Source organism: Ochrobactrum sp. P6BSIII (genome assembly GCF_014138065.1).
Taxonomy (GTDB): domain Bacteria; phylum Pseudomonadota; class Alphaproteobacteria; order Rhizobiales; family Rhizobiaceae; genus Brucella.
In genome coordinates, this window is sequence record NZ_JACGXB010000008.1 from 190,847 (window position 1) to 214,868 (window position 24,022).

The window sequence follows — 24,022 nt, forward strand, 5'->3', positions numbered from 1 at the left end:
AGGAAGCGGGATGACAAACGGGTTCAGTGCAGGCCGAGATAAGCCTTGCGCACCTCGGCATTGTCCAGAAGCGACGCGCTATTACCTGACAGATGAATGCGGCCATTGACCATGACATAGGCGCGCTGCGACAGTTTCAGTGCGTGATTGGCATTCTGCTCGACCAGAAAAATAGTCTTGCCCATCGCGGCAATCTCACCCAGCACCTCGAAGACGCGCTTCACGACCAGCGGCGCCAGCCCCAGCGAAGGCTCATCGAACAGGATCAACTCGGGCCGCGCCATCATGGCGCGCGCAATGGCCAGCATCTGCTGCTCACCGCCGGACATGGTGCCTGCAACCTGATTGCGACGCTCCTTGAGGCGAGGAAACAGTTCGAACATGGTCGCGCGGTCGGCGTCGAAATGCTCCATCCCGACAGGCGTGGTACCCATCATCATGTTCTCCTCGACCGACATTTCCTGATAGATCTGCCGCCCTTCCGGCACCAGTGCCACGCCCCGCCTGGAAATGCGATTTGTCGCCAGACGGGAAATGTCCTCGCCACGATGAACGATCCTGCCTTTCGACGCGCGCGGCGAGCCGAAGATCGTCGAAAGCAGCGTGGTCTTGCCTGCGCCATTCGCGCCGATCAGGCTGACAATCTCGCCCTTGGAAATATGCACATTGACCGAGCGCAGCGCTTCCACCGCGCCATAATGCGCGTGCACATCCACCAGCTCCAGAAGCTTGTCGGTTGCGCCCTGCCCGTTTGGTTCCGCCACCTGGCTCACGATTGCACCTCTTCTTCACTGACACCGAGATAGGCAGCGATCACTGCCGGATCATTGGCCACCTGTTCAGGCGTTCCATCGGCAATGACCTCGCCATGATCCAGCACGACAATGTGGTTGGATATGCGCATCACCAGCCCCATATCGTGCTCAATCACCAGCACGGTCAGCTCCTGCTCGGCGCAAAGCCGCTGGATGATCTGGGAAAGCTCATGCGTTTCTGATGGGTTCAGCCCCGCCGCCGGTTCGTCGAGACAGATAAGCTGCGGCCCGGTACACATGGCGCGGGCGATCTCCAGCCGTCGCTGCCGGCCATAGGGAAGCTCCCCGGCAAGCCGGTTGGCGTCTTCAAGCAGGTTCATCTGGCCGAGCCAGTAATAGGCGCGGTCCACCGCTTCGGTTTCCGCCTTGCGGAAGGCCAATGTTTTGAAGATGCCGCTCAACAGCCCGTTGCGGGTGGCAAGATGCTGGGCAACCAGCAGGTTCTCCACCACCGACATTTCCTTGAACAGCCGGATGTTCTGGAATGTGCGGGCGATACCCGCCCGCGTCACCTGATGGGAGCCGCCGGTGATCGGCTTGTCCATATAAGCGCCGATGTCACGCGGGCCTTCTGGACCGTTGAGCACAATGCGGCCTTCGCTCGCACGATAAAAGCCGGTGATGCAGTTGAACATCGTCGTCTTGCCAGCGCCGTTGGGGCCGATCAGCGCGGTAATGCCGCCTTTCGCCACCGAGAAATTGACCCCGCGATTGGCGACGATCCCGCCAAACCGCATGGTGACATTTTGAACTTCGAGGATAGGCGCATTCATCGGCTGGCCTCCATGGTCAATTGATCCGGCTTGGAGGAAAGCCCCGCCGAAACCACCGCCTCCGACGACGGGAAGAACGCCGGGCGCGTGACCCGCACCAGTCCGCGCGGCTTCCAGATCATCATGACGACCATCAGCACGCCGAAAATGAAGACGCGATATTCTGCGAAGTCGCGCAGCAGTTCCGGCAGGATGGTCAAAACCAGCGCGGCGAGAATGACACCGACAGTGGAGCCGAGACCACCCAGCACCACGATGGCGAGGATGAGCGCAGATTCGAAGAAGGTGAAGGATGTCGGGTTCACGAAGCCCTGATGCGCCGCGAAGAACACGCCTGCAATCCCGCCCGTCGATGCGCCAAGCATGAAGGCGGAAAGCTTGATGAAGACGTGATTGACGCCAAGCGACCGGCAGGCAATCTCATCCTCGCGCAGCGCTTCCCACATGCGCCCCAGCGGCATGACACGCAGGCGCTCCACCGTGTAGATCACCCCACACACGACGAGGAACAGCACGAAATACAGGAACCAGAACTTGTAATCGGAATTATAGGCGATGCCGAAGAAGTCGTGGAACGGTGTGCCGCCCTGCTTTGCGGTCCGGCTGAACTCCAACCCGAAGAGCGTGGGGGCGGGCGCGGGGGCGCCGTTCGGTCCTCCGGTGAAGTCCAGCCAGTTGTTGAGCACAAGGCGGATGATCTCGCCGAAACCCAGTGTCACGATGGCGAGGTAATCGCCATGCATCTTGAGCACCGGAAAACCGAGGATCATGCCGCAAAGGCCCGCGAGAAACGGCGCGATGACCAGCGCGCTCCAGAAGCCCAACCCCAGATATTGCGAGCCGAGCGCCAGAAGATAGGCACCCACTGCATAGAAGGCCACGAAGCCGAGATCGAGCAGGCCAGCCAGCCCGACGACGATGTTCAGCCCCAGACCCAGGAGGCAGTAGATCAGCGCCAGAATGGCGATGCCGAGGAAATATTTGTCGGCCACGAAAGGCAGCATCAACCCTGCCAGAAAAATCACCGCCAACAGCGGGGCTGCGGATTTTTCCTTGCCCGTTCTGACCGTGACGCCGCCGCTATTGCTGGACAAAAGGGCTTTCAGCCTTGCGCCGAGCGGGCTCATGCCGATCAGCGAAAATATCAGCCGTCCGGCTGTGACGATGGCGGCAAGCGTGACGGCCCGCATCAGCTCATTGCGGAAGGAGAAGCCGTCCAGCACGAGACCGGAAATCGGCCCAAGCAGGATCAGCGAAATGGTGAAAGTCAGTAGCGCTTCCTTGAAAAGCGCGAGAAGACGGTCGTTCAGCATGGTTTCCGGCCTCCCCTCAGACTTTCTGGATTTCCGGACGACCGAGCAGGCCGTAAGGACGGAAGAACAGAAGAACAATCAGCAAGGCAAAGGCGAAGACGTCCTTGTAGTCCGTGCTGACATAGCCGGCGAACAGCGCTTCGGTGAGGCCGAGCAATATGCCGCCGAGCACTGCGCCCGGCAGAGAGCCAATGCCGCCAAGTACTGCCGCCGTGAATGCCTTGATGCCCATCACGAAGCCGATGAAGAAATTGAACGAACCATAGTTGAAGGTCACCAGCACGCCGCCGACAGCAGCCGTTGCTGCACCGATCACGAAGACGGTGGAGATGGTGCGGTCCGTGTTGACGCCGAGGATCGCAGAAATGCGGATATTTTGCTGGGTCGCGCGGCACTCACGGCCAATGCGCGTATAGCCGATCACATAGGTCAGAATGCCCATGGCGACCAATGAGGCCAACAGGATCACGGTCTGCATATAGGTGATCTGGGCAAAATGCTGTTCGGTGCCGAACCGGAAAGCGCCCTGGATCAGCGTCGGCACGCCCTGATCGCGCGCGCCTTGTGAAATCTGAACATAGCTTTGCAGCATCAGCGATATGCCGATTGCCGAAATCAGCGGCGCCAGCTTGGTGGAGCCGCGCAACGGCCTGTAGGCCACGCGCTCGATCACCCACCCGTAGACCGCCGTGATGGCGCAGGTGATGATCAGGATCGAGATCAGCGCGAAAGGAACCGACTGAACGCCGAAGAAGCCCAGCACCGCAAGCGTGATCGCGGCAATATAGGCCGACACCATATAGACGTCGCCATGAGCGAAATTGATCATGCGGATGACCCCGTAGACCATCGTGTAGCCGACGGCGATCAGTCCGTAGATAGCGCCCAGCGTGATCCCATTGATCAGCTGCTGGGCCAGAATATAGAAGTCCATGGCAACCCCTTTTGCATTCAGAGCGACATGCGATCTGAACTCTTGGTCCGACGCATCCAGCCGAACAGCGTGACCTGCTGTGGATGCGGTTCAGGCAAGGAGGAACCAGCCAGACCGCAGGGTCTGGCTGGAGCTGGTAGAGCCTTAGTTGACGAGAACTGGGGTTCCCTTGTCGTCGAAATTATAGAAGACGAACTTGAAGTCCTTGATGTCGCCCTTCTCGTCCCAGGTGATCTTGCCAATGGCGGAATCAACCGTGTTGTTACGCAGCCAGTTGGTCTGGGCCTTGATGTCGTCACCCGCCTTCAACGCAGCCACGATGGCCTGCGCATTGGCGTAGCCATAGAGCGTGTAGTTGGCTGGCGTGATATTCGCCTTCTTCAGCGCATCCTGAACGCCCTTGGTCGACGGATCGGCCAGCGGGTCCGGCGTTGCCGAATAATAGACATTCTTGAGATTGCCCGCGCCGCCAGCTGCCGCAATCAGCTCGGCCTGCGCGAAGGAATCGCCGCTCACCACAACCACATCCAGACCCTGTTCCTTGATCTGGCGGATCAGCGGGCCGCCTTCCGGAATAAGACCGCCGAAATAAACAGCCGTTGCGCCGGAACTCTTGATCTTGGTCACCAGCGCATTGAAGTCGCGCTCGCCGCGCGTCAGGCCTTCATAAAGAACCGGCTTGATGCCGCGTGCTTCGATGGTCTTCTTGACTGCATCGACGAGGCCCTGACCATAGGTGTCCTTGTCATGGATCAGCGCGATCTTGTCCCGCTTCAACGTATCGAGAATGAACGCACCGGCGACGACTGCCTGCTGATCGTCGCGTCCGCAACCACGAAACACGGTTTCAAGGCCGCGCTCGGTCACGGTTGGATTGGTGGATGCAGGAGCCATCTCCAGAATGCCCGCATCATTGTAGATTTCGGAAGCAGGAATGGTGCTCGACGAGCAGAAATGGCCAATCACCGCCTGAACCTTGTCCTGATCGACAAAACGGTTGGCAACGGCAATCGCCTGCTTCGGTTCGCAGGCATCGTCGCCCTTCACCAGTTCGATCTGCTTGCCATTGATGCCGCCGCTGGCATTCACATCGTTCACATAAGCGGAAACACCGCTGTAAACCTGTTCACCGAATGTAGCGTTGGGGCCTGTCATCGGGCCTGCAACACCGATCTTGATCGTGTCGGCTGCAAAGGCCTGTGACAGCAGGAGACCGGACGCGATGGCTGATCCGGCGAGAAGTCTTGCGATGGATTTCATGGAGTTTCCCTCTGGTTTTAACCGTTGTTCTTATCAAAGCGATTTCTGTTCCGATGGAAGTGTTCGAACCGCTCCAATTCTTTGCTTGCATGCATTTTCGGGGCAAAATCGCTCTATATTCTCACTGGAAACGTTATGGCCGCTCCCGGCCTTCGCCATTTCCACGCGACTGGTCACATCGCACCAATCATCTGATTTTGCTTGCCTATTACCTCCACCAAACAAAAATCGGCCAGCTGAACCGCCGTTTTTGCGGCTTGTTTTCATGTTGACACATATATGATAAGTGACGTATTTAAAGATCGTCAAGTGGAAATACGAATGAGCGTGGCCCGACACCATCAAGACGCATCAATTCCAGACCCCGACGGCCCGATCTTCCACCCGCCTCCATACGACCCAGCACAAAGAAACGCCGTGATCGGCGACACGCCAGGAACCACAGGCCAGGGAGCCCAGACATGAACATGATCGCTTTCGAGAGCCGGCGTGCGGCGACCATCAAATCCTCACCGTCGATGGCCGTTTCGATGGCGGCCAAGGCCATGCGGGCCAGAGGCGAAAACGTCCTCGACCTGTCGCTCGGCGAGCCGGATTTTGATACGCCGTCGCATATTGTCGAGGCGGCAATCGGCGCGATGCGCAGCGGCATCACGCGCTATACGGCACCTGACGGCCTGCCGGAGTTGCGCCAGGCCATTGTCGATAAGTTCAGGCGCGAGAACGGTCTCGACTATGCGCTGGACGAAATCTCGATCGGCAATGGCGCAAAGCAGATCCTGTTCAACGCCTTTCTCGGCACCTTGGAGCCGGGCGATGAAGTGATCGTTCCTGCTCCTTACTGGGTGTCCTATACCGATCTGGTGATCCTGCATGGCGGCCTGCCGAAAGTGATCGCCTGCGGTGTGGAAGACGATTTCAAGATCACGCCGGAGCGGCTGGAAGCGGCAATCACCCCAAAGACCCGCTGGTTTCTGTTCAACTCGCCTTCCAATCCAACCGGCGCGATCTATACGGCGGATGAATTGAAGGCGCTGGGCGAAGTGCTGGCACGCCATCCGCGCGTCGCGATCATGTCGGATGAAATCTACGAACACATCGTCTGCGGCGACACGCCCTTCACGTCATTCGCCATTGCCTGCCCCGATCTGCGCGACCGCACATTGATCATCAACGGCGTTTCCAAGGCCTATGCCATGACCGGCTGGCGTCTTGGCTATGCGGCGGGTCCGAAGGAACTGACCAAGGTGCTCAACAAGCTGCAGTCGCAGAGCACCACCTGCCCCTCCTCCATCACGCAGGTTGCGGCAGCGGCCGCTCTCAATGGCCCGCAGGATTTCGTGCGGACAGCGGTTGCAGAATACAAGGCGCGTGGCGAACTGGTGACAAAGGGCTTTGGCGCCATTGCGGGGCTTGAAGTCCGCGCGCCGGAAGGTGCATTCTATCTCTTCCCGAAATGCGCTGCCTATATCGGTAAAGTGACGCCGGACGGCACTCTGATTGCGAATGATACGATGCTCGCTTCCTATCTTCTGACCGAAGGCAAGGTCGCCACTGTGCCCGGCGCGGCTTTCGGCGTTGAGCCTTACATCCGCCTCTCTTTCGCGACCTCCCGGGAAAACCTGACCGCAGCCATCGAGCGCACATCCGATGCCCTCGCAAAACTTCGCTAATTAGGACCTCTTCATGACCCACTTTCAAAGAACGCTGTTGACTGGCGCTGCCGGTCGCCTCGGATCGGAGCTGCGCAAATCGGGAACGCGGCTGGGCCGGATCGTGCGCTTGTCGGCGCTGGAACCGTGTCAGGATCTCGCGCCGCATGAAGAGGACTTCCCCGCCGATCTCGCGGACTTCGACGCGGTTTCGCGCGTTGTCGAAGGCTGCGACGCCATCATACATATGGGCGGGCAGTCGGTGGAAGCGCCCTGGAAGACCATCCTCGATTCCAACATTTCCGGCGGCTACAATATTTACGAGGCAGCCCGTCGCCACGGTGTAAAGCGCATTGTCTTTGCAAGCTCCGTCCATGCCATCGGCTATTACGAGCGGACGGAAACCATCGACGGCAATGTTCAGACGCGCCCGGACAGCCTTTATGGCGTCTCCAAAACCTTCGTGGAAAATCTGGCCCGCTATTACTTCGACAAGTTCGGCATCGAAACCGTCTGCATTCGCATCGGCTCCTCCTTTCCGGAACCGACCGACCGTCGCCATCTGATCACCTGGCTGTCCTTCGAAGACTGCCGCCAGCTGGTCGAGAAGTGCCTGTCCGCACCGCGTGTCGGCTTCATGGTCGCCTATGGCATGTCGAACAACAGCGAATCCTTCTGGGACAACCGCACCGCCGCCGTGCTCGGCTACAAGGCCAAGGACAGCGCCGACGATTATCGCGATGCGGTTTTCGCCAAGACGCCGCAAGGCGACCCCAACGATCCGGCAGTCCGGTTTCAGGGTGGCAGCTTCTGCGCCGCCGGTCATTTCGAAGACGAAAACAAGTAGGCTTACAATGCAGGCTTCCAAGAGTTCCTATGATGTCGTCATTGTCGGCGGCGCGGTTGTGGGCAGCGCGACCGCCTATTTTCTGGCGACCAACCCCGATTTCAACGGCACCATACTGGTGATCGAAAAGGACTGGACCTATCAGCGCTCGGCAACGGCGCTGTCGTCCAGCTCCATCCGCCATCAGTTTTCCAACGCCATCAATGTGCAGGTTTCGCGCTTCGGCACGGAATTCATCCGCAATTTCCGCGAAAACGTGGCCGTCGATGACGACACGCCGGAAATCGGCTTTCACGAAGCGGGCTATCTGTTCCTTGCCGCCGATGACCGCGGCGATCAGGTTCTGCGGCGCAATCATGAAACGCAGGTTTCCTGCGGCGCGGAAGTTTCGCTGCTGGATGTGGATGGCCTTGGCCAGCGCTTTCCGTGGCTCAATCTTGAGGGGCTGACGCTTGGCAGCACCGGCGAACGCGGTGAAGGCTGGTTCGACAGTTCCGCGCTCATGCAGGGTTTCCGCAAGAAGGCGCGCTCGCTCGGCGTCGAATATATCGAGGACGAGGTCGTGGCCGTCAACCGTGAGGGCGACCGCATTGTCTCCGTGACCACCAAAAGCGGGCAGACGATTGCCTGCGGCACGATGGTCAACACGTCCGGCACCAACGGCAAGAAAGTCGCCCGCATGGCCGGGCTGGACATTCCGGTCGAACCACGCCGCCGTTCGCTGTTCGTCGTCGATTGCCGCACACCGCTGGAAGGCAAGGTGGGCCTCACCATCGACCCAAGCGGCGTGTTCTTCCGGCCTGAAGGCAAGTTCTATCTGATGGGCACCTATCCCAAGCACGACCCGGAAGTCGACCCGAACGATTTCGATGTCATGCATGACGAGTTTGACGAGGAAATCTGGCCGACCTTGGCCAATCGCGTTCCGGCTTTCGAGGCGATCAAGGTCGTCAACTCATGGGCGGGCCATTACGACTATTGCACGCTCGATCACAATGTCATTCTGGGACCGCATACCGAGGTGAAGAACTTCCTGTTCGCCAACGGATTTTCCGGTCACGGATTGCAGCAGTCGCCAGCCATGGGGCGCGGCTTGAGCGAACTGATCATCTATGACGCGTTCAAGACGCTCGACCTCTCACCCTTCGGCTTTGAGCGCGTGACGGCCAATCGTCCATTCCTGGAAGATGCCGTGATCTGACCGGCCTTGCAGACACAATCAAAAAGCCCGAAACCGTCGCCGGTTCCGGGCTTTTCTTTTTGTTTGCGCTGCTCAGTCCGTCAGCGCATCGCTGGCTGGTTCTTCCAGCAAGGAGCGATAGCGATTGAGGCTTTCTTCCAGATGCGCGACCAGCGCATTGCGCGCCGCCTTTGCATCGCCCTGCGTGATCGCGGCAAGGATCATCGCATGTTCCTTGTTGATCTTCTTGAGATAGGACCGTGAAGCCCGCACGGGCTGGCGATGCTTCAGCAGCAGATCAAAGTTGATCTCGCCGATAACCGCTTCCAGAAAACTCGGGAAATGCGGATTGCGGGTTGCCCGCGCAATCGCAAGGTGGAAATCGAAATCGGCGCGTGCCTCGACTTCCGGATCGTCGGTTTCGAGATTTTCCAGATGATCGTAAGCGCGGGCGATTTCCGCCAGCGCCTCCGGCGTGCGGCGGGTGGCGGCAAGCGCTACCGACTGCATTTCCACACCAAGCCGCAATTCGAGAATCTGCATTGCGGAGCGAATATCGTCGATCCGGCTAATCTCGTAATTGAGCGCCTTCACGTCCTTGTCGGTGACATAGACGCCCGCACCCTGCCGCGTGGTGACACGCCCTGCCACCTTGAGCGAGGTCAGCGCCTCGCGGATGACGGTTCTGCTGACGCCAAACTCTTCACATAGCTGAGCGCTGGACGGCAGCTTGTCGCCCGGACCATAGAGACCCGAGTCTATCCGGGTCGTCAGTTCCGCGACGACAATTTCCGCCAGATTTCCGCGTTGGGTAATGATTGACACGACATTTAACTCCAGCGCTGGTTATTTGATTTTATAAATCACGTGATGACTAACTATAGAGGCAGTACCATTTCATTGAGTATCTGAACAGGATGCCGGATGGACCGGCGTTCAATCGCCTTGACCTGAGAACGGCAAGAATAGCCGGTGGCCATGACTATATCCTTCTCGCCGGACGATGCGAGAATACCATTCCAGCTCGCAGCGAACAGCTTTTCCGAAATCGGGCGATTGCGGACCTCGTGGCCGAAAGTGCCCGCCATGCCGCAACAGCCCGTTTCCGGCACATCCAGTTCCACGCCGATCTGCTGGAACACGGATTTCCATTGCTTCATCGATGATGGGACATTGCTGCGCTCCGTGCAGTGCCCCAGCAGACGCAGACGCTTTTCGTGCGCCGCAGTGTCGAGCCCGCGCAGACGGTCGCGATTGGCCTCCAGCCATTCCTGCACCAGATTGACCTGCGCCTTGATCCGGGCCGCCTCGACACCCTTATATTCGCTGCGATAGGTCAGCGTCATCGACGGGTCGAGACCGACCAGCGCAATACCCATTTCCGCCAGTTCGTTGAGATAGCGGATGGACTTCGACGCGGTTTTCTCGAAAGCGCCCAGATAGCCGTGAACGTGCAGCGCCTTGCCGTTCTGGTTGGGCGCGGCGAGATAGGGCGTAAAGCCCATCTTGCGGGCGAGTTGCAGAGCCGATAGCCCGACAGCCGGATCGAAATGGGCCGTGAAGGCATCCAGAACGAACACAACCGCCTCTTGCCGCTGCGCATCCGAAAGTTTGCGCATGCGTTCAGGCGTTGCGACAGCCACGCCCATGCGCTGCGCTTCACGTGTCAGCGACAAAGCGGGCATTTCCGGCAAGGCCGTCAGCCCGGCCCGGCGCATGGCAGCGCGACCCAGACCAGAGCGCACCCATGCATTGTAAGCAGGCTTCAGCCGTGCAAACAAAGGCAGCGTGTTCTCGATGCTCGCCACCATCATGTCCTTGATCGGGCGGGCATAGCGTCCGTAGTAGATCTCAAGGAACTTGGCCCGGAACGCCGGAACGCTGACCTTCACCGGACATTGCCCGGCGCAGGCCTTGCAGGCGAGGCAGCTATCCATCGCCTCGCGCACTTCATGCGAGAAATCGTTGCGATTGGCTGGGTTGATCGAGTTCCACAGACGCGCAGGCAGCGTGCGAATGGCACCGGCGTTGCGGGCCTGTCCGGCTTCCTTGCGCGGGTCTTTTCCGCTCTCCGCCATCAGTCGCAGCCATTCGCGCATCAGCGAAGCGCGGCCTTTCGGCGAATAACGACGGTCCCGTGTTGCCTTGTAGGACGGGCACATCAAGCTGGCATCATCGAAATCGAAACAGGCGCCATTGCCGTTGCAATAGGCGGCGTTGTCGAAAGCCTCGCGGATTTCCAGACCGATGATCCGGTCGTACTGACCGCGCAGCGGCACTTCATCAATCTTCAACAACGCTTGCGACGACGGCGTTGCAATCTTGCCGGGATTGAGCCGGTTGCGCGGGTCGAACAGACCCTTGATTTCCTGCAGGCTCGGATAAAGCGCACCGAAGAATTCGGGCACATATTCCGAACGCACGCCCTTGCCGTGTTCGCCCCACAGCACGCCGCCATATTTGCGTGTCAGCGCAACCACGCAGTCGCTGATCTTGCGTACCAGCGGCTCGTGATCGGTCCGCGTCAGATCAAGCGCCGGGCGCACATGCAGCACGCCTGCATCGACATGGCCGAACATGCCGTAGCTTAGACCTTCTCCGTCCAGAAGCGCCCGGAATTCGCGAATATAGGCGGCGAGGTTTTCCGGCGGAACCGCCGTGTCTTCCACGAAAGGCACCGGACGCACCGGCCCGTCGACATTGCCAAGCAGACCGACCGAGCGCTTGCGCATCGTCCAGATTGCCTCGATATCCTTCGGATCGCGCGCAATGGTGTAAGGCTTGCCACCGTCGGACTGATCGGCATCGAGCGCAGCGACAACGTGCCGGAACTTGCTTTCAAGCTCATCTGCGTCATCGGCCACCAGCTCGACAATATTGATGCCATTGGTCGGGCTGCTGGCATCATCCGGGAAGAACCGCGCAATGCCCGGCCAGACAATATCCTTCTTGGCGAGCCCCAGCACCTTCTCGTCGATGGTTTCAACCGAAGCGACCTTCAGTGCGACCAGCGCGCGGGCATGTTCCAGTGCTGTGTTGAAGCTGTCGTAGCGGATATTGATCAGCAGCGCATGCGCCGGGATCGGCAGAAGATTGACCTCGATCTCCGCGATCATGGCCAGTGTGCCTTCCGATCCGCACAGAATGGCGTTGAGGTCGAAGCGACCATCCTCGCGCCACAGATGCTTCAGATCATAGCCCGTCATATAGCGGTTGAGATTGGGGAAAATCTCGTCGATCAGCGCCCGCTTCTCGGTCGCGATGCGCGCAACAGAGCGATAAATCTCACCAACACGGCCGGGCTTCGCCTGAGCTTGCGCCAGCGCTGGCCCGTCGAGCGGGCGGGACCACAATTCCTCGCCATTGGTCAGGACGACATGCAGCCCCAGAATGTGATTGCTGGTCTTGCCATAAAGGCACGACCCCTGCCCGCATGCATCGGTGCTGACCATGCCGCCAATGGTGGCGCGGTTGGAGGTGGAAAGCTCCGGCGCGAAAAACAGGCCATAAGGCTTCAATGCCTTGTTGAGCTGATCCTTCACCACGCCGGATTGAACGCGGGCCACGCGCCGTTCTGTATCGATTTCCAGAATGCGGTTCATATGGCGCGAACAGTCAACCACAATGCCGGAGGTCAGGGACTGGCCATTGGTGCCGGTGCCGCCGCCACGCGGCGAAATCACCACGTCACGAAATGCAGGCTGTTCCAGAACCGTGGCAAGGATTTTCAGGTCGTCGGTTCCCTTGGGAAACACGATGCCGGTCGGCTCCACCTGATAGATGGAATTGTCGGTGGAATAGACGGTACGCGAGCTGTCACCGACCTCCACTTCACCTTGAAAGCCCGCCTGGGCCAGGTGTTGCGAGAGTTCGAGTGTCAGGCCATTGAAGGGCTGTTTCCTGATCAGGGACGGAATCATGTGGGACTCAAAAAACCTCTTGCATCGCCTTCAACTTGGCATATAAGTGATAACATACAATTCTTCCCACGCAAGACCAATAAGAGGCGGAACGTGAAAGATCAGACCATTATCATTGTCGGCGGCGCTTCGGGACTGGGTTTGACGACAGCAAAGCTGATGGTGGAAAACGGAGCGGCCAAAATCGGCCTCATAGACCGCAATGCGGAACTACTCGCCAGCTCCGCAGAAACCTTGCGCGGACTGGGCGTTGAAGTCGCGACTTCGGTCGCAGATATTTCGCGAGCCGAATCTGCCCATAAGGGCTTCAACGACGTCGCCGGCAAGCTAGGCCGCGTGCATGCGCTCGTCAACAGCGCAGCCATCTATCCGCGCAAGCCAATCCTTGAAATCACAGATGAAGACTGGGATCTGGAAAACGCCATCAACGTCAAGGGCACCTATCACATGATGGTGGCCGCCGTTCTGCATATGCGGCAGTTCGTCGATGTGCCTCACGTCACAGGCCGCATCGTCAATGTCACCTCAGTTGACGCCTTCAAGGCGCATCCGCAAAACGCGCATTACGCAGCCACAAAGGCGGCTGTCGTCAGCCTGACCAAATCCTTCGCGCAGGAATGCGCCAAGGACCAGATTCTGGTCAATTCCGTTGCACCGGCGGGTTTTGCCACCGACCGTGCCAAGGAACTGGGCTTCCTGCCGGAACTGGCCAAGGCAAGCGCGCTTGGACGCGCCGCTGAGCCGGTGGAAATGGCGCAATGGATCGTCATGATGGCTTCCGGTCGCAATACCTATGCCACTGGCGAGAATGTGGTGGTCAGCGGAGGCTATATCTATGTCTGATCCCTACCGCGTTGCGCTTGTCACCGGCGCCACGAGCGGCATCGGCAAGGCCACCGTCGCGCGGCTGCGCGAGCGCGGGCTGACCGTCTACGCCGTCGGTCGCAACAGTCAGGTGCTGGCGGCACTTGCCGCAGAAACTGGTGCGCTCACGGTTGAGGCCGATGTGCGCGACACGAAGGCAATCGAGGCTGCGCTTTCTGGCGTCGAGGTCGACATCCTGATCAACAATGCGGGCATTCTTTCCACCCGCGCCTTGTTTCACGAGATTGACCCCGACGAGATCGACGCCATGGTCGATATCAATCTCAAAGCGCCGATGCATCTGACTCGCGCCTTTCTGCCCGGCATGGTGGCGCGCAAGCGCGGTCACCTCATCTATATCGGATCGAGCGGCGGTCAGGCGCCTTATCCGAATATGGGCGCTTACGGCCCCTCCAAGGCTGGCTTGAGCCTGTTTTGCGACAATCTGCGTTGCGATCTTCTGGGCACTTCGGTACGCGTCAGCGAAATCGTGCCGGGGCGTGTGCAGACTGCTCTCTACCGGACATCGATCCCCGACAATCAGGCACAAGCCGTGCTTTACGATGGCTATCGCCCGATCCAGCCGGAAAACATTGCTCAGATCATCGGTCAGGTGATCGAACTGCCGGTCTTTGTCGATGTTTCCCGCGTCGAAGTCTTCCCGACCGATCAGGCGACCGGCGGCGGCTCCATGGTCAAATTTCAGGAAAAATAAGGTGAAGGCGACGCTCTGCGTCGCCTTTGTCGTTTCATCACCATCATACCGGGCATGGCTCGCAAGAGCCGCGCACCGAACAGCTATGCGCGCGCGAAAAGCCCACGTCATAGCCCTACCGATAGACAAGTAAAACTTGCCAATTGCCGGATTATCTTGATTTCGTGAAAACGCTCCGGCTGGCATGATCATTCACAAGGTGATCGCCGAAAAGGCGCACAGGAAGGAATCAGGGATGCGTAACGGAGGCCAGCTTCTCGTCGAAAGCCTCGTCGCTTTGGGAGCCAGAAAATCTTTCGGCGTGCCGGGAGAAAGCTATCTCGCCGTGCTCGACGCATTGCACGATACCAAGGGTGCGCTCGACTTCGTGCTGTGCCGCAACGAAGGCGGCGCTTCCTTCATGGCAGCAGCCTGGGGCAAGCTCACCGGCGAACCGGGTCTCTGCTTCGTCACACGCGGCCCCGGTGTCACCAACGCCTCCATCGGCATTCACACCGCCATGCAGGATTCCGTGCCGATGCTGATCTTTGTCGGACAGGTCGGCACCGATATGAAAGGCCGTGAAGCCTTTCAGGAAATCGATTACCGCGCCGTCTTCGGCACCATGGCCAAATGGGCGACCGAGATCGACGATATCGACCGTATCCCCGAAATTCTGGCCCGCGCCTGGACGACGGCGACCACGGGACGCCCCGGCCCGGTGGTCATCGCCCTGCCGGAAGACATGTTGACCTCGGCAACAGATGCAGCCCCCCTTTCCGGCCCCGCAAAGATCAGCGAAGCCGCACCTTCCGCCGCCGCTCTGGACGACGTGCAGACCTTGCTCGGCGCAGCAAAGCGGCCTGTCATCCTGATGGGCGGCATCAACTGGACTGAGGCCGGACGCGACGCCCTGCAAAACTTTGCTGAAGCCTCCGACATTCCGGTTGTCGCTGCCTTCCGCTATCAGGACCAGTTCGACAATTTCTCGCCCGCCTTCGTCGGCGAGGCTGGCGTCGGCATGCTGCCGCATGTCAAGGCGCTGATCCGCGATGCCGACCTTATCCTCGCGATCAATGTCCGCTTCGGTGAAATGACAACGGATGGCTATACGCTACTTTCCGTGCCGGTCCCGGCGCAAAAGCTCATCCATGTCCACGGTTCGGACCGGGAAATCGGCAAGATCTACCAGCCCACACTCGGCATTCAGGCTGGCCCCAATGCTTTCGCTACCGCCTTGAAGCCAATCGAAGGCGACTGGAGCAAGTGGCGGGCGGATGCCCGCGCCGCTTTCGAAGCGAGTTTTTCGGCGCCTTCGCAGCCCTCCCCCGTCGATATGGTGGTGGCGATGGAGCATGTCCGCGATGTGCTGCCCGAAGACGCCATTCTTACCAATGGCGCAGGCAATTTCACCGTCTGGCCCAACAAGTTTTTCAAATTCGGCAAGAAAAGCCGCTTGCTCGCACCGCAATCGGGCGCAATGGGTTATGGCTTGCCCGCAGCAGTCGCGGCGAAAGTAGCCTTTCCGGAGCGCACGGTTGTCTGCTTTGCCGGCGATGGCGATTTCCAGATGAACTGTCAAGAACTGGCAACCGCCAAACAGGCTGGCGCGCAACCCATCGTGCTCATCCTCAACAACGGTATCTATGGCACGATCCGCGCCCATCAGGAGCGCAACTATCCGGGCCGCGTTTCCGGCACCACGATGGACAACCCCGATTTCGTGGCGCTTGCCAAGGCCTATGGCTTTCATGCAGAGCGCGTGGAGCGGACGGAAGACTTCCCTGCCGCCTTTGCCCGGGCCCGCGCATCGCGGAGCGGCGCTGTGCTCGATCTCGACATTTCGCCCGAAGCGCTGACACCGCGCCAGACGCTCAGCCAAATGCGCGCCGCAGCCCTCGCTAAAGTGCCGGTCTGATTGGATCAGATCAGCAGTTTAGCTGCTTATTTTAACGCGCATCGTTTCCGAAAACCGTTTCACACTTTTCGGGATGCGCTCTAAAAAGGAACCAGCATGAGCCAGACCATCCGCCTTGGCGCTGATATCGGCGGCACCTTCACCGACATCGCGCTCGAATGCAAAGGTGCGCTCTATTCCACGAAGGTTCTGACCAATTACAGCGCGCCCGAACAGGCGATCCTCGACGGCATTGCCATTGTGACCCGCGATGCGGGCATCAGCCCCGCCGATCTCGACATTGTCATTCATGGCACCACACTGGCCACCAACGCGCTGATCGAGCGGCGCGGCGCGCGCACGGCCTTTGTGACAACGGATGGTTTTCGCGATGTCATCGAAATGCGCACCGAAAGCCGCTTCGAGCAATATGATCTCAATCTGCGCCTGCCAAAGCCGCTGATCCCGCGTGAGGATCGCTTTGCGGTCAAAGGGCGCATCGGCGCACAGGGGCAGGAACTGCTGGCCCTCGACGAAGCGGCGCTGGAGGCCATTGCCGACACCATTGCCGCAGGCGGTTTCGGCGCGGTGGCCATTGGCTTCATCCACTCCTACATGAATCCGGATCATGAGCGCCGCGCCCGCGATATCATTGCGCGCAAGGTTTCGGTGCCGGTTTCCATTTCCTCCGAAGTCTCGCCGCAGATGCGCGAGTTCGAGCGCTTCAACACCGTATGCGCCAATGCCTATGTGCGTCCGCAGATGGCGGATTATCTCTCCCGCTTGCAGGTGCGTCTGGCGGAGATGGGCGCAAAGTGCCCGGTCTTCCTCATCCACTCCGGCGGCGGGCTGATCACCGTCGAGACCGCATCCGAATTCCCGGTGCGTCTTGTTGAATCAGGACCGGCAGGCGGCGCGATCTTTGCTGCCGATGTGGCGCAGCGCTTTGGCCTCGACAGAGTGGTGAGCTATGACATGGGCGGTACGACCGCCAAGATCTGCCTGATCGAAGATTTTGCTCCCAAGACTGCCCGCACATTCGAAGTGGCCCGCACCTATCGCTTCTGCAAGGGATCGGGCATGCCGATCTCCATTCCAGTGATCGAGATGATCGAGATCGGCGCGGGCGGCGGCTCTATCGCATGGGTCGACGCCATGGGCCGCATCCAGACCGGCCCGGAATCGGCAGCTTCCGAACCCGGCCCGGCCTCCTACCAGCGCGGCGGCGAACGCCCGGCCATCACCGATGCCGATCTGCTGCTTGGCAAGCTCGACCCGGACAATTTTGCCGGTGGCGCAATCCGCCTATCGGTGGAAAACGCCGCCAAAGCCGTGGCGCGCGATGTGGGAGACAAACTCAACATTGCCGTCGAGCCTGCCGCCTTCGGTATCTGCGAAGTGGTGGACGAGAACATGGCCAATGCCGCCCGCGTTCACGCGGTGGAAAACGGCAAGAACATTTCCGACAATATTATGATCGCCTTTGGCGGTGCTGCCCCGCTGCATGCGGCGCGCCTGTGCGAAAAGCTCGGCATCGACCAGTGTCTGATCCCTGCGGGTGCAGGCGTCGGCTCGGCCATCGGCTTCCTCAAGGCGCCTTTCGGCTATGAGGCGTTGGCCTCGAAGATCGTTCGCATGTCGGACTTCAAGGCTGCCAGCGTCAACACGCTTCTGGATGAATTGAAGACAACGGCGGAAGGCTTTGTCCGCGCAGGTACGAACGGTAAGGTGCTGCGTGAAATCACCGCCTTCATGCGCTATGTCGGTCAGGGTTGGGAAATCCCGGTGACGCTGCCCGACCGCAGCTTTACCGAAGCCGACGCCGAACTGATCCGCGACAGCTTCCGGCAAAACTATGCCCGTTTCTTCGGTCGCGCCATTGATGGGCTAGATGGTCTCGAAATCGAGATCGTGACCTGGTCGGTCAAGGCGCAGGACGAGCGCCCAACACCGGAACGCCATGCGCTGACCTTCGGTCGCTCGACCATTGAAACGCCGGTTACCCGCGCCGTGTTCGATCCCGCACAGGCCGCCAATCTGACGACCGCCATTGTGGAACGCCACACGCTTGCCCCCGGCGCGCGCGTCAGCGGCCCAGCCGTGATCGTCGAACGGGAAACCTCCACCGTTGTCACCTCGCCCTTCGATGTGGTCATGCAGGATGACGGCGCCCTTCTTCTCCTGCGCAAGGAAACAGCAGCATGAGCGACGCGACACAGGAAATCCGCATGCAGGTCATGTGGAACCGTCTGATCTCGGTTGTCGAGGAACAGGCGCTCACCCTTCTGCGCACGGCCTTCTCCACCTCGGTTCGCGAGGCGGGCGACCTGTCCGCCGGTGTGTTCGACCCGCAGGGCCGCATGCTGGCGCAGGCCGTGACCGGCACGCCCGGACATGTGAACACCATGGCCGAGGCCGTGCTGCATTTCATGGCCGAAATCCCGCGCGAGGAGATGTATCCCGGCGACACCTATGTCACCAATGATCCATGGAAAGGCACCGGTCATCTGCACGACATCACCATGGTGTCGCCGTCCTTCCTCGGGGACACGCTGGTTGGCTTCTTTGCCTGTACGGCGCATGTGGTCGATGTTGGCGGGCGCGGTTTCGGTGCCGATGGCAAGTCGGTCTATGAAGAGGGCATCCAGATACCGATCATGAAGTTTGCCGAGCGTGGCGCGGTGAACAAGGATCTGGTGCGCATGCTGCGCGCCAATGTGCGCGAGCCCAATCAGGTTGTCGGCGATTTCTATTCGCTCGCCGCCTGTAACGATGTCGGCCATAACCGCCTCATCGACATGATGCAGGAAATCGGCCTGACATCGCTCGACACGCTGGGCGAATTCATCTTCGCACGCACCCGCGCCGCGACGCTGGATCGCATCCGCGCATTGCCGAAGGGCCAATGGTCGAACGAACTTGTGACCGATGGCTATAACAAGCCGATCAGCCTCGCGGCAAAGGTCGAGATTGAAGGCGATACGGTCAATGTCGATTTTGCGGGCAGCGATGCCGTCAGCCCATGGGGCATCAATGTCCCGATCATCTACACCAAGGCCTATGCCTGCTATGCCCTGAAATGCGTGATCGCGCCGGATATTCCCAACAACTGGGCCTCGCTGGAACTGTTCACGATCTCCTCGCCGGTCAATATCCTCAATGCCGAGCGCCCGGCCCCGGTTTCGCTGCGCCACGTCATCGGCCATATGGTTCCCGACCTCGTTCTCGGCGCGCTGGCCAAGGCCCTGCCCGGCCAGATTCTGGCCGAAGGCGCTGCCGCATTGTGGAATATCCACATTTCGGCGCGTCCCGTGGCGGGCCAAACCGGACGCAAGGCCGAAATCCTGATGTTCAACTCCGGCGGCATGGGCGCACGTCCCGAACTTGACGGCCTGTCGGCGACCGCTTTCCCGTCCGGTGTGATGACCATGCCGATCGAGGCGACCGAACATACCGGCCCGATTGTCGTCTGGCGCAAGGAACTGCGTCCCGATTCCGGCGGCGACGGCGAATATCGCGGCGGCCTCGGTCAGACGATTGAAATCGAGGCCATTCCCGGCCACGAGTTCGATTTTTCGGCGATGTTCGACCGCGTTCACCATCGCGCCAGAGGCCGCAATGGCGGCGGCGAAGGCGCGCCGGGGGTGGTGGCTCTGGATGACGGCACCAAGCTGAAGCCGAAAGGCTGGCAGCATGTCCCGTCAGGCCGCAGGCTGGTGCTGCAATTGCCGGGCGGCGGCGGTTATGGCGAGCCGCAAAACCGCGACCCGCAAGCCCGCGCCGAAGATATTTCGAAGGGCTATGTATCGGCCAAGTGAAATAAAATGAAGCATCGGCCCGAAATCAGTTCTGATCTTCGGGCCGATGACATAGAAAATAGCGTTTCCGGCAAAATCGCGAAGCGGTTCGGCGCAGGACAAAGCGAATAGATGACCAGCTGGCATTCGTGATGGAGCGATATGAGCGAGCGGACAATCAGACTGCCCCCTCTCAACGCGCTGCGTGTGTTTCACGCGGTGATGCGCCACCGCAGTTTTCGCAGCGCCGCCGACGATCTTCTGGTCAGCCCGCAAGCCGTCAGCCAGCAGATCAAGCAGCTTGAAGAAACGACCGGCGTTCAGCTCTTTGAGCGGAAAGGGCGCACGGTCGAACCGACCGAGAATGCCATTCTGCTCGGTCATTATGTCCAGTCCGGCTTTGCCGAGTTTGCCGAGGGTATCCGCCGCATCAGCAAGACCGGCCAGCGCGACCGGATCAACATCAATGCCAGCCCCTATTTTGCGACACGCTATCTGCTCGAAAAGCTGGGCGGCTTTCGCGATATTGTGCCGGGCGCCGATCTGCGCCTGACGACCATGGTGGAGCTACCGGATTTTGCCCGCGACGATGTGGATGTCGCCATACAATGGGGTTTTGGAGGCGATGTTCAGGGCAGCTGGAAAAATTATGAGACCCGGCTGCTGACCCGCGACGTAAAGGTGATCTGCTGCACGCCCGATCTGGCGCGCCAGATCGCGACACCCGCCGATCTTCTCACGATGACCCTGCTGCATCCCGTGCTTTCGGGCGATCTGTGGTCCGATGTTCTGGATCATATGGGCGTCGCGTTCGATCCGGCGGTGGTCAATATGCGCCTTCAGGACGCCGCCACCATGCGCCGCGCGACCGTGGCGGGCCTGGGCGTCGGGCTCCTCTCCATCGCTGACGCGGAGGAAGACCTCAAGCTTGGGCGTCTCGTCGCGCCTTTCGGACGTGAGATCATGACCACCATGCCGGAAGCAAAAGTGCCGGGCTTTTATCTTGTCTTCCCCAAAGCGCATCTGCGCGTCGCTGCCATCGCAGCTTTCTGCAAATGGCTGCAACAACAGGACTGGGATTCTAGAACGGTTCCTGTTTCCACGGGATCGTAGGAACCGCTCTATCTTTTTTTCACGCATTATCCGACGCAAAACCGCTGCGCACTTTTGCTGGAAATGCTCTAAACCCGTTCCAGCTTGATATGCGGCAGAGGCGGCAACTCGACCTCAATCGGATCGTCGGCCCGCACATGCCCACCGGACAGAACGATGGTCATAACGCCCGTCTTGCGGATCACTTCCCCATCGGGCGTCTTGTCGAGCACTGCCGAGAGAAGACCCTTCTGGAAGTTTTCGATCTGTGGGCACGGATTGCGCAGGCCTGTCACCTGCAACACCACATCCTTGCCGATTTTCAGCAATGCGTCCCTCGGCAGGCCCAGCAGATCAACGCCGCGCGTGGTGACATTCTCGCCAAGATCGGCAGGCGCAATATGAAACCCTTTATCCGCCAGCTCGTCGAAAAGTTCGGCCTGAATGAGATGAACCTGTCGCAGATTGGGCTGGGTCGGGTCCACTTTCACGCGTGAGCGGTGCTTCACCGTTGTGCCCTGATGCGCATCGCCCTCGACGCCGAGCCCGGTCAGGATATGGATTTCCGGCACAGGCTGCTTGGAAAAGCGATGTTCGCCATCGCGTGCAACGGCCACGACAAATCCAGCACCCATGATCCTCATCCCATCTATCGCATTGGCCACCCTTTGATGAGGGGCCACTTATTGTTCTGGAGAGTATTTCTCGAAGGGAAAAAACTCTTCTGGCCTGCTATCATAGGTTATAAGACATTTATGTGAATGCAGGCAGGACGAGGCGCAGATTGCAACAGAAAAACGCGCGAGACGAGTTCCGCTGGGGAATATGGGGAACGGGCGCCATTGCCAGCGCCTTTGCCGCCGATATTGCGGCCATTGACGGTATGCGCGTTTCCGCCGTGTGCTCGCGCACGCTGGAAGCTGCGGAAGCCTTCGGAAACCGTGTCGGCGCCGACAAGACCTTCAACGCAGTGGGTACATTTCTTGCCGATCTGGATATCGATGCGGTCTATGTCGCGACGCCCAGCGCCATGCATGTCGCCCAGACCTTGCAGGTCATTGCCGCAGGCAAGCCCTGCCTGACCGAAAAGCCGCTTGCGCTCGATGCTGCAGGGGCAGCGCGCCTTGCCGCAGCCAGCGAAATCAGCCGGACTTTCGTGATGGAAGCGATGTGGTCGCGGTTTCTGCCTGCCATACAGGCGGCGAAACGGCATATTGAGACCGGCACTATCGGCAAGGTCACGCGCATCGAAGCAGACCTCTCCTATCTCCGCGCCTATGATCGACAGAGCCGCTTCTTCGACCCCGAACTTGGCGGCGGGGCGGCATTTGACCTCGGTGTCTATCCGGTCTCGCTGGCGCTGTTCTTCATGGGAGCGCCGGAACGCTCGCAAGGTCACTGCAAACGCGCGGACAATGGCGTCGACCTGCGCACGGAGATTGAACTGTTCTGGCCCGATGCAGAAGCCCGGCTTTCCTGCGGCTTCGACCGGGATGGCGACAATCGCATGCTGATCACGGGAACCAGGGGCGCGCTCCTGCTGCACGGACCTTTCCTGAAAGCCCAGCGTCTGACAGTCTATTCTGCTGGTGCACTGAGGTCGCCCTTCGGTCCGGACAGGGGCTCCGGCCTGATCGGCAAGATCATCAACCGCCTGCCCCTGCCGGGCCGTAAAATCGAAAGCCACGCCTTTTCCGGCAACGGCCTTCAGTTTCAGGCACTTGCCGTGCGCGATGCCGTTGTGAACGGTGCGATTTCAAGTCCGGTCATGCCGCTGGCGGACAGCACAGCCGTGGCTGACATCCTGCATCGGATCGTATCGCGGGATTAGAAACTGCTCTTCATCATGTATGGGGCTGCACTGTCACCAGCATTGTTGAGCGCCAGCGCGATTTCGGTGATGTGCAGTGCCACATCGCCGGAGAAGAACGCCGTCTCGCCCTTTCCGATGGCGCGTGCCTGATCGGCGATACCACGCGCAAAATCGATCTGCGACGGATAGGATGGCAAAGCGGATTTGCTGCCCTTCGGATAGGGCAGCTTCTTGCCCGCGACGGGCTTCCACGACAGGAATTTGCCGATCCGCACTTCTAGAATGATGAACAGCCGCGCCCAGAACCGCGTCTTTTCATCCGCCTTTTCAAGACGCACGGCAGAGCGATTGTCCCAAAGATCATCGACACTGATCGAGCCCTTGTCGCCCACCACCGTCAGGCTGCGATCGCGCGGCATCGCAAGACCCGATGTCAGTCGCGCCACGAGGCCCGACTTGAAACGCAGGCAACCGACCGAAAAATCGGGAGCCATCTGAAGATGCTCTGTGCCCGGCCCCTTATCGGGAAAGGTGATCGCGGAGAACGCCGTGACGCTTTCCACCGGACCAAACAGCGAAACCAGCCATGACAGCGCATAGCCTGCATGTTCGAGCGTGCAGCCGATTTCAAATTCATGCAGACCGGGCCAGACCGCGCCGGACTGCGAGCGCCATGTCGACCATTTGTCGCGAAAGACGGGACCGTCTTCCATCTGCGCATAGACGAGGCGCGGCGTGCCAACAGCGTCGATTGCGGACGAGACCAGCTGTTGCGCATCGCTGAGACCATTGGCAGGCGCTGCGGCCAATGTCAGGCCGCGACTGGCGGCAAATTCAACCAGCGCCTTGGCCTCATCGAAACTCATGGCAAGCGGCTTTTCGGAATAGACATGCTTGCCCGCAGCCAATACCGCCCGCGAAATCTCGTAATGGCTTTCCGGCGTCGTCAGATTGACGACAAGCTGCACGTCCGGATCGGCCAACACGGCGTGGAAACTATCATAGACCTGCGCGCCATAATGCGCTGCAAACGCCTTGAGCCGTTCCGGGGACCGATCATAGACACCGCGCAGCACAAGCTCGGGGTAATTGCGCAAGGTGGTCATGTAATAATCGGCAACGAAACCTGTGCCGACAATCGCAATATTCATGAATGATCTCCGATAGGGGC

Annotated in this window: 19 protein-coding genes; 10 read left to right on the top strand and 9 right to left on the bottom strand. The window is 59.7% G+C overall.

Features of this window, described 5'->3' with window-relative positions; all coding sequences use genetic code 11:
• Window positions 1-23: 23 nt before the first annotated feature.
• The 5 genes from FHW00_RS13555 to FHW00_RS13575 all read right to left on the bottom strand — a co-directional run bounded on the left by FHW00_RS13555 (window position 24) and on the right by FHW00_RS13575 (window position 5,095).
• Complete coding sequence (locus FHW00_RS13555) at window positions 24-773, bottom strand: ABC transporter ATP-binding protein (protein WP_445557936.1); 750 nt, start codon at window positions 771-773, stop codon at window positions 24-26.
• The gene (locus tag FHW00_RS13560) at window positions 770-1,588 is read right to left on the bottom strand and encodes an ABC transporter ATP-binding protein (RefSeq protein WP_078339027.1); all 819 of its coding nucleotides are present in this window, start codon (window positions 1,586-1,588) and stop codon (window positions 770-772) included. The genes FHW00_RS13555 and FHW00_RS13560 overlap by 4 nt, the downstream gene beginning before the upstream one ends.
• Entirely contained in the window at window positions 1,585-2,901 is a 1,317-nt protein-coding gene (gene livM / locus FHW00_RS13565) for a high-affinity branched-chain amino acid ABC transporter permease LivM (RefSeq protein WP_078339028.1), read from the bottom strand. The genes FHW00_RS13560 and livM overlap by 4 nt, the downstream gene beginning before the upstream one ends.
• Before the next feature lie 16 nt (window positions 2,902-2,917).
• The gene (locus FHW00_RS13570) at window positions 2,918-3,835 is read right to left on the bottom strand and encodes an ABC transporter permease subunit (protein ID WP_078339029.1); all 918 of its coding nucleotides are present in this window, start codon (window positions 3,833-3,835) and stop codon (window positions 2,918-2,920) included.
• A gap of 144 nt (window positions 3,836-3,979) precedes the next feature.
• A complete protein-coding gene (locus tag FHW00_RS13575) occupies window positions 3,980-5,095 on the bottom strand; it encodes a branched-chain amino acid ABC transporter substrate-binding protein (RefSeq protein WP_078339030.1) in 1,116 nt (371 codons plus the stop codon).
• Window positions 5,096-5,556: 461 nt separating this feature from the next.
• Here FHW00_RS13575 and FHW00_RS13580 point away from each other — a divergent pair, with 461 nt between their 5' ends.
• Genes FHW00_RS13580 through FHW00_RS13590 form a run of 3 tightly spaced genes read left to right on the top strand, consistent with a single transcriptional unit; the run spans window position 5,557 to window position 8,795 of the window.
• Window positions 5,557-6,768 carry a pyridoxal phosphate-dependent aminotransferase gene (locus FHW00_RS13580; RefSeq protein ID WP_078339031.1) on the top strand — a complete coding sequence of 404 codons (1,212 nt, stop codon included), beginning with the start codon at window positions 5,557-5,559 and terminating at the stop codon, window positions 6,766-6,768.
• A gap of 13 nt (window positions 6,769-6,781) precedes the next feature.
• The gene (locus tag FHW00_RS13585) at window positions 6,782-7,594 is read left to right on the top strand and encodes an NAD-dependent epimerase/dehydratase family protein (protein WP_078339032.1); all 813 of its coding nucleotides are present in this window, start codon (window positions 6,782-6,784) and stop codon (window positions 7,592-7,594) included.
• A gap of 7 nt (window positions 7,595-7,601) precedes the next feature.
• Window positions 7,602-8,795, top strand: coding sequence for an NAD(P)/FAD-dependent oxidoreductase (locus FHW00_RS13590; RefSeq protein WP_078339033.1), 1,194 nt, complete (start codon window positions 7,602-7,604; stop codon window positions 8,793-8,795).
• A 72-nt stretch (window positions 8,796-8,867) separates the two neighbouring features.
• Here the strand turns inward: FHW00_RS13590 and FHW00_RS13595 are convergent, their stop codons facing one another.
• Together FHW00_RS13595 and ydiJ are read right to left on the bottom strand one after the other, a co-directional pair.
• On the bottom strand, window positions 8,868-9,599 hold the full coding sequence (locus FHW00_RS13595; protein WP_078339034.1) for a FadR/GntR family transcriptional regulator: 732 nt from the start codon (window positions 9,597-9,599) through the stop codon (window positions 8,868-8,870).
• A gap of 53 nt (window positions 9,600-9,652) precedes the next feature.
• A complete protein-coding gene (gene ydiJ, locus FHW00_RS13600) occupies window positions 9,653-12,694 on the bottom strand; it encodes a D-2-hydroxyglutarate dehydrogenase YdiJ (protein ID WP_078339035.1) in 3,042 nt (1,013 codons plus the stop codon).
• 93 nt (window positions 12,695-12,787) lie between these two features.
• Here ydiJ and FHW00_RS13605 point away from each other — a divergent pair, with 93 nt between their 5' ends.
• From FHW00_RS13605 to FHW00_RS13630, 6 genes are all read left to right on the top strand, one after another.
• Window positions 12,788-13,537: an SDR family NAD(P)-dependent oxidoreductase gene (locus FHW00_RS13605; RefSeq protein WP_078339036.1), complete on the top strand. Its 750-nt coding sequence runs from the start codon at window positions 12,788-12,790 to the stop codon at window positions 13,535-13,537.
• Window positions 13,530-14,273: an SDR family oxidoreductase gene (locus FHW00_RS13610; RefSeq protein ID WP_078339037.1), complete on the top strand. Its 744-nt coding sequence runs from the start codon at window positions 13,530-13,532 to the stop codon at window positions 14,271-14,273. The genes FHW00_RS13605 and FHW00_RS13610 overlap by 8 nt, the downstream gene beginning before the upstream one ends.
• Before the next feature lie 235 nt (window positions 14,274-14,508).
• Window positions 14,509-16,170 (top strand): thiamine pyrophosphate-binding protein, encoded by a 1,662-nt coding sequence (locus tag FHW00_RS13615; protein WP_078339076.1) that lies wholly within the window; start codon window positions 14,509-14,511, stop codon window positions 16,168-16,170.
• Window positions 16,171-16,266: 96 nt separating this feature from the next.
• Entirely contained in the window at window positions 16,267-18,354 is a 2,088-nt protein-coding gene (locus FHW00_RS13620; protein WP_078339038.1) for a hydantoinase/oxoprolinase family protein, read from the top strand.
• Window positions 18,351-19,967 (top strand): hydantoinase B/oxoprolinase family protein, encoded by a 1,617-nt coding sequence (locus FHW00_RS13625; RefSeq protein WP_078339039.1) that lies wholly within the window; start codon window positions 18,351-18,353, stop codon window positions 19,965-19,967. Before FHW00_RS13620 ends, FHW00_RS13625 begins: the two co-directional genes overlap by 4 nt.
• Window positions 19,968-20,108: 141 nt before the next feature.
• Window positions 20,109-21,059: a LysR substrate-binding domain-containing protein gene (locus FHW00_RS13630; RefSeq protein WP_078339040.1), complete on the top strand. Its 951-nt coding sequence runs from the start codon at window positions 20,109-20,111 to the stop codon at window positions 21,057-21,059.
• Between the two features lie 68 nt (window positions 21,060-21,127).
• Here the strand turns inward: FHW00_RS13630 and FHW00_RS13635 are convergent, their stop codons facing one another.
• Window positions 21,128-21,673 (bottom strand): MOSC domain-containing protein, encoded by a 546-nt coding sequence (locus tag FHW00_RS13635; RefSeq protein ID WP_078339041.1) that lies wholly within the window; start codon window positions 21,671-21,673, stop codon window positions 21,128-21,130.
• Window positions 21,674-21,822: 149 nt separating this feature from the next.
• On the opposite strand from FHW00_RS13635, the gene FHW00_RS13640 reads away from it, so the two are divergent.
• Window positions 21,823-22,869, top strand: a complete 1,047-nt coding sequence (locus tag FHW00_RS13640; RefSeq protein ID WP_078339042.1) for a Gfo/Idh/MocA family protein — start codon at window positions 21,823-21,825, stop codon at window positions 22,867-22,869.
• Here FHW00_RS13640 and FHW00_RS13645 read toward each other — a convergent pair.
• Complete coding sequence (locus tag FHW00_RS13645) at window positions 22,866-24,002, bottom strand: Gfo/Idh/MocA family protein (protein WP_078339043.1); 1,137 nt, start codon at window positions 24,000-24,002, stop codon at window positions 22,866-22,868. The two genes, FHW00_RS13640 and FHW00_RS13645, sit on opposite strands and share 4 nt — an antisense overlap.
• Between the last annotated feature and the right edge of the window lie 20 nt (window positions 24,003-24,022).